Below are 15,847 nucleotides of genomic sequence, written 5' to 3'. Positions count from 1 at the left end.
AGGTACCGTATAATTTCCTCATGACTTCTATTCCGTTAACCAAACGTGGCGCTGGCCTATTAAAAGACGAACTGCATCGGCTGAAAACAGTCGAGCGGCCGTCGGTGATTTATTCAATCTCAGAAGCCCGTGCTCAGGGTGATCTTTCGGAAAATGCCGAATATGATGCGGCAAAAGAGAAGCAAGCTTTTATCGAAGGCCGGATTTTAGAGTTAGAAGCAAAATTATCTGCCGCGCAAATTATCGAGCCGGCGCTGGTTGATGCGGACGGCCGCGCCGTATTTGGCGCCACGGTTGATCTTGAGGACCTGGCCTCGGGCGAAAGAGTAACCTATCAAATTGTTGGGGATGATGAAGCCAATCTTGAGCACGGCTTGCTTTCAATCAGTTCGCCCGTTGCGCGAGCGCTAATTGGCAAATATGAAAGCGATGTTGCGACCGTGCAAGCACCAAGCGGCGTGCGCGAATATGAAATTATTGCGATTCGCTATATTTAATAGACCTGTAGGGGGCTGAAACAGGTCTAGCGATAGCGCTATTTGTCAGACTGATACTGGCGTTTTGTGCTGGCCTGCCGGTTTTTTGCTTTCTTGATTGAGCCGCCTGCCGTGACGCGTTCATTGCCGCGCACTAGGACGCTTTTAGTTTGCGGACGCCGGCTTGGATTTGGGTTCGGTTTGACAATCGTCACCAGGCGTGAGCCGCGTCCTTTAGCAGGCTTGGCTGCTTGGCCTTGATGGGTCGGGCGCGCTAAAGTTGTTTGGTGTTCCTGAGGCGCAGGCGTGGCGCGCCAAATCAGCAATAACTTGCCAATATGTTGAACCGGCGCGGCGTTAAGTTGCCCGCAAATATGTTGGTAGATGGCGGCGCGCGCGTCGCGATCGTCGCCCAAGACACGAATTTTGATCAACTCATGCACGCTGAGATGGATTTCAATTTCAGCAAGCACAGCTTCGGTTAAGCCATCAGCGCCAATCATAACGACGGGCTTGAGGGCATGGGCTTGTGCGCGTAAAGTCGCCCGTTTGGCGGGCGTAATGGATAAAGCAGGCATGATTTAAGAATAGTAGTTTTTACACACTGACGTTAGACAAAGAGTCAGCTATAGTAAATATAAAACCATATTATCCGCTAAAATTTCAGTAAAAACATAGATATAACTTTTATTAGATGGCAAAAAACCGGTTTAACCAGTCTTGGTTGCATGATCATATCAATGACCCTTATGTAAAACTTGCCCAGCGTGAAGGGTATCGGGCCCGGGCGGCCTACAAATTGAAAGAAATCGATGAACAAGATAAGCTCATTCGCCCGGGCCAAATTATTGTTGATTTGGGGGCGGCTCCGGGTAGTTGGAGCCAATATGTTCGTCACAAACTTGCACAAAATTCACGTTCTGAGACAAATAATCTCTCGGGCACGATCATTGCACTTGATATACTACCGATGGAGCCTATTGCAGATGTCCATTTTATTCAGGGCGATTTTCGTGAGGATGCTGTGTTGGCGCAGTTAACCGAAATGATTGGAACGCGTAAAATAGATCTGATTCTTTCTGATATGTCGCCCAATTTATCAGGGGTGGCGGTAGCGGACGCAGCACGGATTGAAGATGTGTGCGATCTAGCGTTAGAATTTGCGCAGCAGTGCTTGCATCAAGAGGGTGCATTGCTTGTTAAATGTTTTCATGGCAGTGGCTATAGCCAAATTATTAAGAAGTTTAAGCAGAGCTTCAAATCAGTCGCAGCACGTAAGCCTAAGGCTTCGCGCGACAAGTCTGCCGAGGTTTTTATTTTAGGAAAATGTTTAAAAGTGGCGCAATAATATGTGAGTCATTGCAGCATTTTCTATGAGCTGCTTAGTTTTTGCTATGAAGATAGCAGGCGGACTGAATTAATATTATGCATCGTGAATTCCACACGATGGACCAAGGAGTGACGCTTTGAATAACAATATGCTTTCGAAGACATTAGTATGGCTGGTCATTGCACTGGTATTGTTTACTGTGTTTAAGCAGTTCGATAAGCCGCGCCCACCCGAGAATACGATTGCGTACTCCCAGTTTATGGAGGATGCAAAGAACGGCAAAATCAAGGATGTTCTAGTGCACGGGCGCAATTTGGCGGTGACGCCAGTTGAGGGTAATAAATATCAAGTTGCATCGCCTGGCGATATGTGGATGGTTGGCGATTTAATGAAATACAACGTCCAGGTGAGCGGTAAACCTGACGAAGAAACCAATGTACTGATCTCTGCACTGACATACCTCGGGCCAACGCTTTTGATCATCGGCTTCTGGTTTTATATGATGCGGCAGATGCAAGGCGGTGGCAAAGGCGGCGCTTTCTCGTTTGGCAAATCGCGTGCGCGGCTGATCGACGAGAATAATAATGCGATCAATTTTAACGATGTCGCAGGTTGCGACGAAGCCAAAGAAGAAGTACTAGAGTTGGTCGATTTTTTGCGCGATCCGCAGAAGTTTCAAAAACTTGGCGGCCGTATTCCGCGTGGCGTGCTGCTGATTGGTCCGCCGGGTACAGGTAAAACTTTGTTGGCTCGCGCCATTGCTGGCGAAGCGAAGGTCCCTTTCTTTAGTATCTCTGGCTCAGATTTCGTTGAAATGTTTGTTGGCGTGGGTGCTGCGCGCGTACGTGATATGTTCGAACAAGCAAAAAAACATTCACCATGCATTGTCTTCATTGATGAAATCGATGCCGTCGGGCGTCACCGTGGCGCGGGTATGGGCGGCGGCAATGATGAGCGCGAACAAACCTTAAACCAAATGTTGGTTGAAATGGACGGCTTTGAAGCCAATTCAGGCGTCATTGTGATTGCCGCCACCAACCGCTCTGATGTGCTGGATAAAGCACTATTGCGCCCAGGCCGGTTTGATCGCCAAGTCTATGTTGGTTTGCCTGATATCCGCGGGCGTGAGCATATTTTGAAGGTACATTTGCGCAAAGTGCCGATTTCAAATGATGTCGATGCATCGATTATCGCGCGTGGCACACCGGGTTTTTCTGGCGCTGACCTTGCCAACCTCATCAACGAAGCTGCGTTGTTTGCTGCACGGCGCAATAAGCGTATTGTCGAAATGAAAGATTTTGAAGATGCAAAAGACAAGATCTTTATGGGGCCAGAACGCAAGTCGGCGGTCATGCGGGAAGAGGAGCGCCGTAATACGGCCTACCATGAATCTGGTCATGCTGTGGTCGCTAAACTCTTGCCGCACGCAGATCCCGTGCATAAGGTTTCGATTATGCCGCGCGGCATGGCGCTAGGGATTACCTGGCAACTGCCTGAGCACGATCGGGTCAATTTATATCGCGACAAAATGCTAGAAGAGATCGCCATTCTTTTTGGCGGCCGGGTAGCGGAAGAAGTATTTCTCGACTCGATGTCTACGGGGGCCTCAAACGATTTTGAGCGCGCGACTAAAATTGCCCGTGATATGGTCACTCGCTATGGTATGTCGGATGTGCTGGGCACGATGGTTTACGTAGATACCGAGCAAGAATCAATGTTTGGTAAAGTAGCCTCAAAATCAGTCTCCGAAGCCACCCAACAGAAGGTCGACGCAGAAATTCGCCGGCTGCTAGATCAAGAGTATCAGAGGGCTCGCGATTTGCTCGAAAATAACCGTGATAAGGTTGAAGCGATGGCCAAAGCTTTGCTTGAGTGGGAAACCATCGATGCCAATCAAGTCAACGACATTATGGCTGGCAATCCTCCCCGTTCACCAAAGAATGATTCATCAGACGGGAGTTCGGCTGCGGGCGGTGACAACGACGGTTATTCCGAAATTAAGCCAGCCACTACAGCACAACCTGCTGAAGCGGGCTGATCGGTGGTGATGTGAGTGAGCGGGGGTGGGAGCGCCGCTCATTTTTTCTTGGTCTTAACTTAAACGTTCTTTGTGCAACGCGTGAATATCTCTGGTCCGAGTGAATTTCAATGCGGGCGCTTTCAGCTTGCGCTGACGCGCCCGCTGGTCATGGGCATTCTAAATATTACGCCCGATTCATTTTATGATGGCGCGCATTTTCTGACCCATGATGCTGCCCTGGCGCGTGCTATGCAAATGGTTGATGAAGGCGTGGATCTTATCGATATCGGTGGCGAATCGACGCGTCCGGGCGCACCAGCCGTACCGCTTAACGAAGAACTCGAGCGTGTGCTGCCAATCATTAAAGCCTTGCGCGATGTCGGCGTGCCGCTGTCTATCGATACGCATAAGCCGGATGTCATGCGGGCCGCCCTTGCTGAGGGGGCAGATCTAATTAACGATATTTGGGGCTTGCGCCAGCCTGGCGCACTTGAACTCGTCAAGCAAAGCGGTTGTGGCCTATGCGTGATGCATATGAGCGGCACTCCGCAGACGATGCAAAGGGCGCCATCCTATCAAGACGTGGTGGCCGAAGTCGCGGCTTTTTTGCACGCACGGATTGCAGAATTGGAAGCAGCTGGGATTGAGCGCTCGCGCATTAGCGTAGACCCTGGCTTTGGTTTTGGCAAAACGCTTGAACATAATTACACTTTGCTGGCCCATTTGGCGCAGTTAGCGCCCGCTGATGTGCCGCTACTCATTGGCCTATCGCGCAAATCGATGTTGGGGGCGGTAATTGACCGGCCGGCTAGCGAGCGCGCGGCAGCAAGCATTGCGGGTGCAATTTGTGCCGCCGAGCGGGGCGCGCGCATCATTCGCGTGCATGATGTGGCGCCAACGGTTGATGCATTAAAAATATGGAGTGCGGTACGAACCGCAGATTCTGCTAGATAAAGGAAACCCCCAACAATGAACCGCCATTATTTTGGTACAGATGGTATTCGCGGCAAAGTCGGTGAATTGCCGATCACCCCTGATTTCGTATTACGCTTGGGTTATGTCGTCGGTAAAGTCTTGGCAGGTGCGGATCATGGACTACAAACAGGTAACCGGCCAACTGTCCTAATAGGAAAAGACACGCGGGTATCTGGCTATATGCTGGAAGCGGCCTTAGAGGCGGGGCTTTCTGCTGCTGGGGTCGATGTCATGTTGGCGGGTCCGATGCCAACGCCAGGCGTGGCTTATCTTACCCGTGCCTTACGCTTAGCCGCGGGGGTGGTCATTAGCGCATCGCATAACCCTTACTACGATAATGGGATTAAATTTTTTTCAGGCGATGGCAATAAACTACCTGATGAGATTGAGCGTGAGATTGAGGCAAATCTGGATCGGGCTCTAGTGTGCGCGCCCTCTGAGCAATTGGGCAAGGCGCGCCGGTTGGATGATGCAGCAGGGCGTTATATCGAGTTTTGCAAAAGTACTTTTCCCGCACAATTTGATTTGCGCGGGATGAAATTAGTGGTCGATTGTGCGCATGGCGCAGCGTATGATATTGCGCCCCATGTATTTCATGAATTGGGCGCCGATGTCGTCGCGCTTGGCATTCAGCCAAATGGCTTTAATATTAATAAAGAGTGTGGTGCCACTGCGCCCAATGCATTAATCCAAGCCGTACGAGAAAACCATGCAGATTTGGGGATTGCGCTGGATGGGGATGCCGATAGGCTACAAATTGTCGACGCTGCTGGGCGCCTCTATAACGGCGATGAGCTGCTTTATGTGCTCGTTGTTGACCGCATTGCAACAGACGGCAAAGTGGCTGGCGTGGTCGGGACGCAGATGACCAATTTAGCGGTAGAAATCGCTTTACAACGGTTAGGCGTGGCCTTTGAGCGGGCCGCGGTGGGTGACCGCTATGTGCTTGAGCGTTTACGGGCGCGCGGCTGGCAACTGGGCGCAGAAGGCTCGGGCCACATTCTATCGCTTGATCGGCACACCACTGGCGATGGTATCGTTTCTGGGTTACTGGTGCTGGCCGCGTTAAAACGTAGTGGCAAGACGCTGGCTGCGATATTGCGCGACGTGCAGCTTTTCCCGCAGAAATTAATTAACATTCAACTACGCCCAGGGAGTGATTGGCATAGTAATCATGAAATTAAAGCAGCGATTGCGCATGCTGAGCATGCCCTTGGCGCTACCGGTCGTGTGCTCATCAGGGCTTCTGGCACCGAGCCAGTATTGCGCGTGATGGTTGAGGCGGCGGAAGCAACTGCCGCAGTACACTATGCCGAAGCCATTGCAGACAAGGTGCGTAGTGTCGCCTAACGATTATGATGATCTAATCGCTTCGACCTTCTTCTATTTCTTTTAGGGCTAATGAATTAGCCATTTGGTTTAGTACTCATTTGTCAGCGGTAGGTCGCTTTCCTCAACATACTCAATCTTCATCTCCTGTTTATCAAAATTTTCCTCTGGGCGGTGCTTTTGCTTCAACCGAACGGGGGGGTAAGCCGAGCTATCTCGCAATACTTTAGCCTAATTTCGGCTAAATTAACCATAATGCGTACGACGGCGCTTTCTAAGTTGAGCATTTATGTTATGTTTTATCTGCTAAGCGATGAGCCATTTGTAGCTTGCTAGTTTTTTCGCTCATGTCATCGATTGCGCTAATGAAGATGCTAAGCTTTGTGATGTTTTCGGTTTGTTTGTTCAACTTCTTAACCTGTTGGAGTTCTAATGAATCTGATTAAAACTTTGTCGGTTGGCTTGGCTGTATGTGTGGTGGCGGCTACCAGCCAGGCGGCTGATCTCACTGGCGCTGGCAGTACTTTTGCTGCCCATATTTATATTAAGTGGGCCGATAGTTATCAGAAAGCAGGCGGCGGTAGGGTGAATTATCAAGGTATTGGATCGTCTGGCGGGGTTAAGCAAATCATTGCAAAAACAGTCGATTTCGCAGGCTCCGATATGCCTTTGAAAGGCGCTGAACTCAACCAAGCGGGTTTGTTCCAATTTCCAACCGTTGTGGGTGGTGTTGTCCCCGTCGTGAATGTACCCAATCTGAAGCAGGATAAACTTGCGTTATCGGGCCAAGTGTTGGGCGATATTTATCTCGGAAAAATTAAAAAATGGAATGATCCGGCTATTGTTGCATTAAACCCCAAGCTGAAACTGCCTGATCTCGATATTGCGGTTGTGCATCGCGCAGATGGCTCAGGCACCAATTTTATCTGGACGAATTATTTATCTAAAGTGAATCCCCAGTGGCAAAAGAGCGTGGGCGAGGGCGCTACGGTAAGCTGGCCGGTTGGTACGGGTGGCAAGGGCAATGATGGCGTGGCAGCTTTTGTGCAACGTTTGCCAGGCGCCATCGGATATGTTGAGTGGGCCTATGCAAAATCGGGCAAGATGCAATATGCACGGTTAAAAAACGCTTCAGGCTTGATCGTTGAGCCCAAAACCGAAACCTTTAGAGCCGCTGCTGCAGCCGCGGATTGGTCCAAATCTTTCTATCAAATTCTGACTGAGCAGCCGGGCAAAAATGCTTGGCCGATTGTTGGCGCTACTTTTGTGCTGCTGCATACAACGCAAGATAAACCAGCACAAGCTCAGGAAACGCTTAAATTCTTCGACTGGGCGTTTAAAGCAGGCCAGCAAGCGGCGGCTGAGCTTGATTATGTGACCTTGCCTGAGCAAGTCGCGGCGAAGATTCGCTCGCAATGGCAGCTCAGGCTAAAAGATGCTGCTGGCAAACCACTGACCCACTAAATATGCCATTGGCTGCTGCACATAAATATGTCTGGCGACTTTGCCTTGCCTAAGTCGCGCCAGGTCAGCCGCAAAGCACTGAGTCCGCTGTCTCGGCTGGGCGATAAGTGCTTTGCCGCGCTGACCTATGTGGCGGCGCTAGTGAGCTTGCTGATGCTCGCGGGCATTATCCTGTCTTTGCTGGTTACCGCCTGGCCAGCGATACAAAAATTTGGCTTAGGCTTTCTTTGGCATTCTCGCTGGGACCCGCCGGCCGAGATCTTTGGTGCGTTGGTGCCAATCTACGGCACGTTGGTGACGTCATCGATTGCTTTACTGATTGCCGTACCCGTGAGCTTTGGCATCGCATTTTTTTTGACTGAATTGGCGCCTGCATGGTTGCGTCAGCCGCTTGGAATGGCAATTGAACTGCTGGCAGCGATTCCGTCAATTGTCTATGGCATGTGGGGCTTACTGGTTTTCTCGCCGATCTTTGCTGAATTTTTTGAAAAACCGATTGGTCAATTGCTCGGTCCAGTGCCTTTGCTCGGTGCGTTATTCCAAGGGCAGCCAATTGGCACTGGGATTCTGTGCGCCGGCGTGATCCTAGCAATTATGATCGTGCCGTATATCGCTGCGGTGATGCGCGATGTGTTTGAGTTGACTCCTGTGTTGTTGAAGGAGTCAGCCTATGGGATCGGCTGCACCCGCTGGGAAGTCATGCGCTATATTGTCTTACCTTATACCAAAGCAGGTGTGGTGAGTGGCATCATGCTTGGGCTTGGCCGCGCGCTGGGCGAAACAATGGCGATTACTTTCGTGATTGGCAATACCAATTTACTGCGCAATGCATCACTCTTCTCGCCAGGCAATAGTATTACCTCGGCGCTCGCCAATGAATTTGCCGAAGCCGGCGCGGGCTTGCATACTGCGGCGTTGATGGAGCTTGGTTTGATTCTCTTTTTGATTACCTTCGTGGTCTTGGCGCTGTCTAAAGTAATGCTCTTCAGGCTTGAGCAAAAAGAGAAGGGCACATGAGCTTAAACACGGCCTTGAGCTTGCCCCGCATAAATGCGTCATTGATTAAGCTGCAAGCACGCCGCCGTCGCCGCAATCTGCTTGCATTGACGCTCTCATTGGCGGCGATGGTGTTTGGTTTGTTATGGCTCGTCTGGATTTTGTTGACCACCTTCAAACTCGGGCTAGGCGGTTTATCGCTGCAACTTTTTACTGAGATGACGCCGCCGCCCAATACCGCGGGGGGAGGGCTCGCCAACGCGATTGTCGGCAGTGCGATTTTGGTCGGGCTCGCTACCTTGATCGGTGTGCCGCTCGGCATTCTGCCGGGGATTTATTTGGCTGAATACGGGCAGCGCAGTTGGCTGGCGCAGAGCGTGCGTTTTTTCAATGATATTTTGCTCTCCGCCCCTTCGATTGTCGTCGGTCTTTTTGTGTACGCCTTGGTGGTGATGCGTATGGGGCATTTCAGTGGCTGGGCCGGTATGATGGCGCTTGCGCTCTTGCAAGTTCCAATTGTGATGCGCACCACTGAAAACATGCTCAAGTTAGTGCCTAGCGCGCTACGCGAAGCAGCCTTCGCACTAGGCGCGCCAAAATGGAAAATGATTGGCGCGATTACGCTAAAAGCGGCTGCGGGCGGAATTATCACCGGCATCCTGTTGGCGGTTGCACGGATTGCTGGCGAGACCGCGCCGCTGCTCTTTACGGCTTTGTCCAATCGTTTCTTTAGCATCGATTTGAATCAGCCTTTAGCGAGTTTGCCGGTGACGATTTTCCAGTTTGCGATGAGTCCTTACACAGAATGGCAGCAGCTTGCATGGGCTGGAGTTTTTTTAATTACGCTAAGCGTGTTAGGACTCAATATTTTGGCTCGTCTAGCGCTGAGGAAAAAATAAATGGTGCACGCCCCTGCCCCTGTTTTATCTATACCCGCCAAGCTTCAGGTGAAACAACTGAATTTTTTCTATGGCCAATATCGCGCGCTAAAAAATATTGAGCTAGCCATCCCTGAAGGTAAAGTAACCGCATTTATCGGCCCTTCCGGTTGCGGTAAATCGACTCTTTTGCGCACCTTCAATAAAATGTATGCGCTTTACCCAGAGCAGCGCGCCGAGGGCGAAATTTGGATGGATGGAGAAAACCTGCTGAGCCCCAAGCAAGATATCTCTTTGTTACGCGCACGGATTGGCATGGTGTTCCAAAAACCTACGCCTTTCCCAATGTCGATTTATAACAATATTGCGTTCGGTGTACGCATGTTTGAAGCGCTCTCGCGTACTGAAATGGATGATCGCGTTGAATGGGCGCTGACTAAGGCGGCGTTATGGAAGGAAGTCAAAAATAAATTGCAACAAAGCGGCCATAGCCTATCAGGCGGCCAGCAACAACGGCTATGCATTGCGCGGGGGATCGCCATTCGTCCAGAGGTTTTACTGCTGGATGAGCCTTGTTCTGCGCTTGATCCTATTTCGAGCGGGCGGATTGAAGAGTTGATTGCAGAATTAAAAAGTGACTACACGGTGGTTATTGTCACGCATAATATGCAGCAAGCAGCACGTTGCTCAGATTACACTGCTTATATGTATTTGGGCGAGTTGATCGAAGTTGGCGAAACCAGCCAAATTTTTGTGAAGCCGGCTCGCAAAGAAACGGAAGATTATATTACTGGCCGTTTTGGCTGAGGAGGCTGATCCATGTCCGACAAACATCTCTCTAGCCAGTTTGATGCCGATTTGAATCTTCTGCGCGCAAAGGTGCTGGAAATGGGCCATTTTGTTGAAACGCAAGTGATTGTTGCTATGCGTTCACTGAATGAGCTCGATGCGGATAATGCAGCTCAAGTGATCAAAAATGAGCAATCTGTCAACGCGATGGAAATTGAAATTGATCAAGCGTGTTGCTACACAATTGCCCGGCGCCAGCCAGCCGCCCGCGATCTACGCCTCCTCATGGCGATTTCTAAGATGATTACCAATCTCGAGCGCGTAGGCGATGAAGCCGAAAAAATTGCCACGCGCACCCAATATATCATCGCAAACGGCGCTCGCGCGATTAATTATTCTGAAGTCAAACTGGCCGGCGAGATGGCTGTGACCATTTTGCGGCGCGCGCTAGAAGCCTTTGCCCAGCTTGACACTCTTTCAGCGGCGCAAATCGTCCGCGATGATCGCGCGCTTGACGAAGAATTCCGGGCTTTTGTCCGCAAGCTGATTACCTATATGATGGAAGACCCACGCCTGATTTCGGTGGGCTTGGATTATCTTTCTATCGCTAAGGCGATTGAGTGCATTGGCGACCATGCCACCAATCTCGCCGAATTGATTATCTATATCGTGAAAGGCACGGATGTACGCCATGTACCACCTGACCAGCTTGAGCGTGAAATATTAACTTAGAAAAATACTTCATTTGGTTAAAAAATAAGAGTAAAGAGATTAAAGGGAAGTATTAAAAATGGAAAAAATCTGGCTTAAATCCTATCCAGCCGGAGTTCCTGCCGAAGTTGATCTATCGGCTTATGCATCATTGGTTGAGTTATTTGAAGAAAGCTTAAGCCAATACGCCCAACGGGAAGCCTTTGTCTGCATGGGCAAAAGCATGACATATGGTCAGCTGGACCGGCTCTCGCGCCAGATGGCGGCTTGGTTGCAGGCAAGAAATTTGCAGCCAGGCGCGCGCGTTGCCTTGATGATGCCTAATATTTTGCAATATCCAGTGGCGATGATGGCGGTGTTGCGGGCGGGCTATGTGGTGGTTAATGTGAATCCACTCTATACGGACCATGAGCTTGAGCATCAATTGAGCGACAGCGGCGCTGAGGTCATTGTCGTACTGGAAAATTTTGCAGCTACCTTAGCCAGGATTATTGGCCGTACGGCCGTTAAGCAGGTAATCGTGGCGTCAATGGGCGATTTAATGGGTGTTAAAGGGCCGTTCATTAATGCGGCTGTGCGTTATTTGAAAAAAATGGTGCCTGCTTGGCGGCTTAAAAAGTATGTCCGCTTTAATCAGGTGTTGGCGAGCGGTGCGCGCTTAGCCTTTAAATTCACTCGGCCAAGCGCCGATCAGATTGCATTTTTGCAATATACCGGCGGTACGACAGGCTTAGCTAAAGGCGCTGTCTTATTGCATCGCAATATTTTGGCGAATGTTTTGCAATCAGAAGCCTGGCTGGCGCCCGCGCATCGCAATCGGCCAGAGATTAAGCAACTGGTCACGGTGGTTGCTTTGCCACTTTACCATGTGTATGCGCTTACCGTATGTGCGCTGCTAAGCATTCGCACGGGCGGGCTGGGCATTTTAATTCCGAACCCGCGCGATATTGCTGGTTTGATTAAAACCTTAAAACCGTATCCATTTAATACTTTTCCGGCGGTGAATACCTTATATAAAGCATTGCTGAATCACCCTAGCTTTGGGCAACTCAATTTTTCAAAGTTATTGGTAGCGCATGGCGGAGGCATGGCGGTACAAGAAGTGGTGGCGCGCCACTGGTTTGATCTCACACGCGTCCCGATTGTTGAGGGCTATGGGCTGTCTGAGACTTCACCGTGCGTGACGTGCAATTCGGTGGTTGCCACGACGTATTCAGGTACGATTGGAGTGCCTATTCCCTCCACTGAGGTATCAATTCGAGATGAAGACGGCGTTGAAGTAGCGCTAGGTCAAGAGGGCGAAATTTGCATCCGTGGGCCGCAATTGATGGCGGGTTATTGGAATCGGCCGGAAGAAACCGCTAAAGCAATGACTGAGGATGGGTTTTTTAAATCGGGCGATATTGGGGTTATGGATGAAGAGGGCTTCCTCAAAATCGTCGATCGCAAAAAAGACATGATGATTGTGTCAGGATTTAATGTCTACCCGACTGAGGTCGAAGAAGTCCTGGCGCAGCATCCGGGTATTTTTGAAGCAGCGGCGATTGGCGTGCCAAATGAGCATTCAGGAGAGGTGGTTAAGATTTTTGTGGTTAAAAAAGACCCCGCTTTGATCGAAGCGGATGTGATAGCTTTTTGCAAAGAACGGTTAACCGGGTATAAGCGCCCGAAGTTTATAGAGTTTCGCGCTGAATTGCCTAAGACGAAGGTGGGGAAGGTTTTGCGTAGGGTTTTGCGGGAGCAGGTATGATCATTGTGACTAAGCCATGTGGTGCACCAATAAAAAAGGCGCCCGAAGGCGCCTTTTTAATAAGAACTTAATTTAATTTTTCAATTAAATTTCATTTCTCAATTTAGAACTTGTGGCGAAGACCTACGCGCACAACAGCTTGGCGCTTGTTCCGTGAAGGCTCAAGACCAGCGATTTGTGCAGCAACTACATCATTACCACCACAGACTTTCTGGTAAGCGCCGAGGGCATAAACATCGGTGCGTTTTGACAGAGAGTAATCAGCACCGAGGTTAACTTGATGAAACTTCGCTTTAGAAGTTTTTTCGTCACTACCTTTGATGCTGACAGAGTTACTTTCTGTGTAGGAGTAAGCTGTTCCTACTTTCAGAGCTGGTGTCAATTGATACGAGAGGTTAACTTCACCGTTGTTGAACTTAGGCGAACCAGTAAAGTTAGATTTCCCTGCATCTGAGCGGCTGTCATTCAAATCTTTGAGTTTGACATTGCTATAAGTCAGACCAACCGTAGCTGGACCAAATGTATAGGCACCGCCCAAGCCAACGATTTCCAAGGTGCTAGCAGATGCAAAGCCACCTAAGATCGCGTTGTTGGAGAAGCTTTTTGCAACGCCGCCGTCTGCCGAAGTATTGCCGTAGAACGAGAGATTAGGATTCATCGCGTTCAAGTAGGCAACACCAAAAGCCAACGGGCCATTTGCATAACCTGCACCAACTGACCAGGTGCGGTTTTTCTGGAATTCACCTGCTACGCCGCCCAGGCTGTACAACGCGCTGTACGTGAAGCCGCCGTTATTTGGGCTGGTGTATTTGATCGAGTTGTTGATACGAGCGCTATTATTGAAGTTATCGAGGTCACCTGGGTGAGCCGCATATGTACCCCACTGGCTGCCGGCAGCAAAGCCACCGACAAAATCAGCAATCGAGTCATATTGACGACCAACGGTTACTGTACCGAAGTCACCTGACAAGCCAACAAAAGCTTGACGGCCAAACTCGCTACCGCCTTGACCCAAACGGCCATTGTTCAATTCAAACCCGTTTTCCAAGGTGAAAATAGCTTTCAAGCCACCACCGAGGTTTTCCGTACCACGCACACCCCAACGGCTGCCTTGCATAACACCGCTAGTTAGGCTAAATTGTCTGCCGCCTTTAGCTTTAGCTGTAGCTTGCACGCTGCTAACATAGTTAACACCTGCGTCAATTACACCGTACAGCGTCACGCTGCTTTGGGCCTGAGCCGCACCAGCGAATGCACCCAGTGCCGCGAGAGCAAGAAGTGACTTTTTCATTGAGTATCTCCAAGAAGATTGGGAATTTATTTGGCAAAATATACGATCTGACCCTCGCACAGCTCACAACTTGAGGCCCAAATAACCTGCAAGCACTATAGCGCTGCGCTCCAGCGGCCCCCTAAAACACTAGGTAAACCCGCCCATAAAAAATACGGAGCCAGATATCAAATTTACTGCTACAACTTCACAAGAAGTTAATCTACTGTAACAAATTCAGTAGCTAGGTTAAAGAAAAAGCTCTTTTACACGCCATGTATTCTAAATTTATGTCACATTTACACAACAACAGGCTGGGTGCATATAGCTAAGCGCGAGCAACTGCTGCATGGTGGCGAGTGTTTTCAGTAATGGGGTAAAGATGATGATTGATGGTTTAATTGGTGAATTTGACCGAAGTTTGCGGGCGATAACAGGTGTTGTCCGGGCCGCGCGGCCCATACCCCAGGCCTTGGATGAAGGGATGGCGGCCGAGTTGCTGGAACCAGAGAAAAAGCAGGCAGGTGCGTTAATGCGCGTGAATTACACTGGGGAGATTTGTGCGCAAGCGCTGTATCAAGCGCAGAAACTTGCGACTCAGTCATCCCGCCTGAAAGCCAGTTTCGAGCATGCAGCACGTGAGGAAGAGGACCATCTGAGTTGGTTAGCGGAGCGTTTAAATACGTTAGACGCGCGTCCGAGTTTGCTTAATCCGTTATGGTATGTTGGTGCTTTTGCGATTGGTTTTATCGCTGGAAAAATGGGCGATCGCATTAGCCTCGGTTTTATGGCCGAGACAGAGCGGCAAGTTGAGCAGCATCTTGATACCCATTTAGAAAAATTGCCAGTAAATGACCATGCATCGCGTGCCATTATCGAACAAATGCGTACTGATGAAATCGCGCATGGGCGCGCCGCCTCCGATGCCGGGGGAGTAGAGTTACCGTTGCCGGTGCGTGATTTAATGCGCATGAGTTCACGGGTGATGACCTATACCGCTTATTATATATAGATGTAATGAGCGGCTCTTCCCCTCGAGGAAGCAAGTGATGCATCCCGGTCATTATCGCAATGGCCGGTGAGTGAGCCGGGCCTTCGCTGCGCTAAGCGGGGCGTGCGCTTAGCGGGTCTTTTTTCGCCTCCCGGTTTCCCTTAATCTTCATAAATTACCTTCACAAACCTCAGTATCTGCCTTATTTCAAAGGGAATTCCCTTTTGGGTTCTAAAGTGTCCTCGCTAAGTTGTTGTTTTTTCTAATAAAAATCAAATAAAAAGCCGTTGTGTCGCTTGACCATTGTGCAACCTTCATCTAAAGTGGGGAAAAGTGTGACAAAGTGCATTTTTGTGTGAATTTCTCATTAGGGATAACTCTAATGAGGGTTAAATGGATTGAGTGGGCGCCGTGAGGTGTTCCAAGTTAGGAGAAGCGAGTGTTCCAAGGGGCGTCAGCGCTGACACTCGATGCGAAAGGACGGATGTCGATTCCGTCTCGCTATCGGGAGGCGTTGCAAGGACAAGCAGCAGGTCGGGTGACGATGACAAAGCACCCGGATGGGTGTTTGCTGCTTTTTCCATGCGCTGAATGGGAAAACTTTCGCACAAAAATTGCCGCTTTGCCGATGGATGCTCATTGGTGGCGTCGCATTTTCTTAGGCAATGCCTCTGAGGTCGAACTGGATGGTACGAGCCGGGTGTTAATTTCGCCTGAATTGCGCAGCGCCGCAGCGCTCGATAAAGAAGTCATGTTACTGGGTATGGGCGGCTGTTTTGAAATTTGGAACGCGCAGACTTATGCAGCTAAAGAACAAGCGGTGATGGCTCAAGAAATGCCTGCTGCATTGAAAAATTTTACGTTCTAA

General features: G+C 49.9%; 15 protein-coding genes. 13 read left to right on the top strand and 2 right to left on the bottom strand.

Going from position 1 to position 15,847, the window contains the following annotated elements; translation table 11 throughout:
• Positions 1–20: 20 nt before the first annotated feature.
• On the top strand, positions 21–497 hold the full coding sequence (greA, locus tag KMZ15_RS07840; RefSeq protein ID WP_223692341.1) for a transcription elongation factor GreA: 477 nt from the start codon (positions 21–23) through the stop codon (positions 495–497).
• A 38-nt stretch (positions 498–535) separates the two neighbouring features.
• Here greA and KMZ15_RS07835 read toward each other — a convergent pair whose 3' ends face one another.
• On the bottom strand, positions 536–1,054 hold the full coding sequence (locus KMZ15_RS07835) for a YhbY family RNA-binding protein (protein WP_223692339.1): 519 nt from the start codon (positions 1,052–1,054) through the stop codon (positions 536–538).
• 116 nt (positions 1,055–1,170) lie between these two features.
• Here KMZ15_RS07835 and KMZ15_RS07830 point away from each other — a divergent pair, with 116 nt between their 5' ends.
• From KMZ15_RS07830 to KMZ15_RS07785, 10 genes are all read left to right on the top strand, one after another.
• Positions 1,171–1,824, top strand: coding sequence for an RlmE family RNA methyltransferase (locus KMZ15_RS07830; protein ID WP_223692337.1), 654 nt, complete (start codon positions 1,171–1,173; stop codon positions 1,822–1,824).
• Positions 1,825–1,942: 118 nt separating this feature from the next.
• On the top strand, positions 1,943–3,844 hold the full coding sequence (gene ftsH / locus KMZ15_RS07825) for an ATP-dependent zinc metalloprotease FtsH (RefSeq protein WP_308710176.1): 1,902 nt from the start codon (positions 1,943–1,945) through the stop codon (positions 3,842–3,844).
• 150 nt (positions 3,845–3,994) lie between these two features.
• A complete protein-coding gene (folP, locus tag KMZ15_RS07820; RefSeq protein WP_223694793.1) occupies positions 3,995–4,780 on the top strand; it encodes a dihydropteroate synthase in 786 nt (261 codons plus the stop codon).
• Between the two features lie 15 nt (positions 4,781–4,795).
• Positions 4,796–6,151, top strand: coding sequence for a phosphoglucosamine mutase (gene glmM, locus KMZ15_RS07815; protein ID WP_223692335.1), 1,356 nt, complete (start codon positions 4,796–4,798; stop codon positions 6,149–6,151).
• A 411-nt stretch (positions 6,152–6,562) separates the two neighbouring features.
• Complete coding sequence (pstS, locus tag KMZ15_RS07810; protein ID WP_223692332.1) at positions 6,563–7,594, top strand: phosphate ABC transporter substrate-binding protein PstS; 1,032 nt, start codon at positions 6,563–6,565, stop codon at positions 7,592–7,594.
• Between the two features lie 27 nt (positions 7,595–7,621).
• Entirely contained in the window at positions 7,622–8,611 is a 990-nt protein-coding gene (pstC, locus tag KMZ15_RS07805) for a phosphate ABC transporter permease PstC (protein ID WP_223692330.1), read from the top strand.
• Positions 8,608–9,489: a phosphate ABC transporter permease PstA gene (pstA, locus tag KMZ15_RS07800; protein WP_223692328.1), complete on the top strand. Its 882-nt coding sequence runs from the start codon at positions 8,608–8,610 to the stop codon at positions 9,487–9,489. The genes pstC and pstA overlap by 4 nt, the downstream gene beginning before the upstream one ends.
• Positions 9,490–10,275 (top strand): phosphate ABC transporter ATP-binding protein PstB, encoded by a 786-nt coding sequence (gene pstB, locus KMZ15_RS07795; protein WP_223692325.1) that lies wholly within the window; start codon positions 9,490–9,492, stop codon positions 10,273–10,275.
• A gap of 12 nt (positions 10,276–10,287) precedes the next feature.
• Positions 10,288–10,989, top strand: coding sequence for a phosphate signaling complex protein PhoU (phoU, locus tag KMZ15_RS07790; protein WP_223692323.1), 702 nt, complete (start codon positions 10,288–10,290; stop codon positions 10,987–10,989).
• A 58-nt stretch (positions 10,990–11,047) separates the two neighbouring features.
• Positions 11,048–12,718 (top strand): long-chain-fatty-acid--CoA ligase, encoded by a 1,671-nt coding sequence (locus KMZ15_RS07785; RefSeq protein ID WP_223692321.1) that lies wholly within the window; start codon positions 11,048–11,050, stop codon positions 12,716–12,718.
• 103 nt (positions 12,719–12,821) lie between these two features.
• On the opposite strand, the gene KMZ15_RS07780 is transcribed toward KMZ15_RS07785, so the two are convergent.
• The gene (locus KMZ15_RS07780) at positions 12,822–14,009 is read right to left on the bottom strand and encodes a porin (RefSeq protein WP_223692319.1); all 1,188 of its coding nucleotides are present in this window, start codon (positions 14,007–14,009) and stop codon (positions 12,822–12,824) included.
• A gap of 361 nt (positions 14,010–14,370) precedes the next feature.
• Here KMZ15_RS07780 and coq7 point away from each other — a divergent pair, with 361 nt between their 5' ends.
• Positions 14,371–15,000: a 2-polyprenyl-3-methyl-6-methoxy-1,4-benzoquinone monooxygenase gene (coq7, locus tag KMZ15_RS07775; protein WP_223692316.1), complete on the top strand. Its 630-nt coding sequence runs from the start codon at positions 14,371–14,373 to the stop codon at positions 14,998–15,000.
• 418 nt (positions 15,001–15,418) lie between these two features.
• The gene (gene mraZ, locus KMZ15_RS07770) at positions 15,419–15,847 is read left to right on the top strand and encodes a division/cell wall cluster transcriptional repressor MraZ (RefSeq protein WP_223692312.1); all 429 of its coding nucleotides are present in this window, start codon (positions 15,419–15,421) and stop codon (positions 15,845–15,847) included.

The organism is Mycoavidus sp. HKI (assembly GCF_020023735.2).
GTDB lineage: Bacteria > Pseudomonadota > Gammaproteobacteria > Burkholderiales > Burkholderiaceae > Mycoavidus.
The sequence above is the reverse complement of the archived record's forward strand: the minus strand, read 5'-3'. Positions and strand labels throughout refer to the sequence as shown.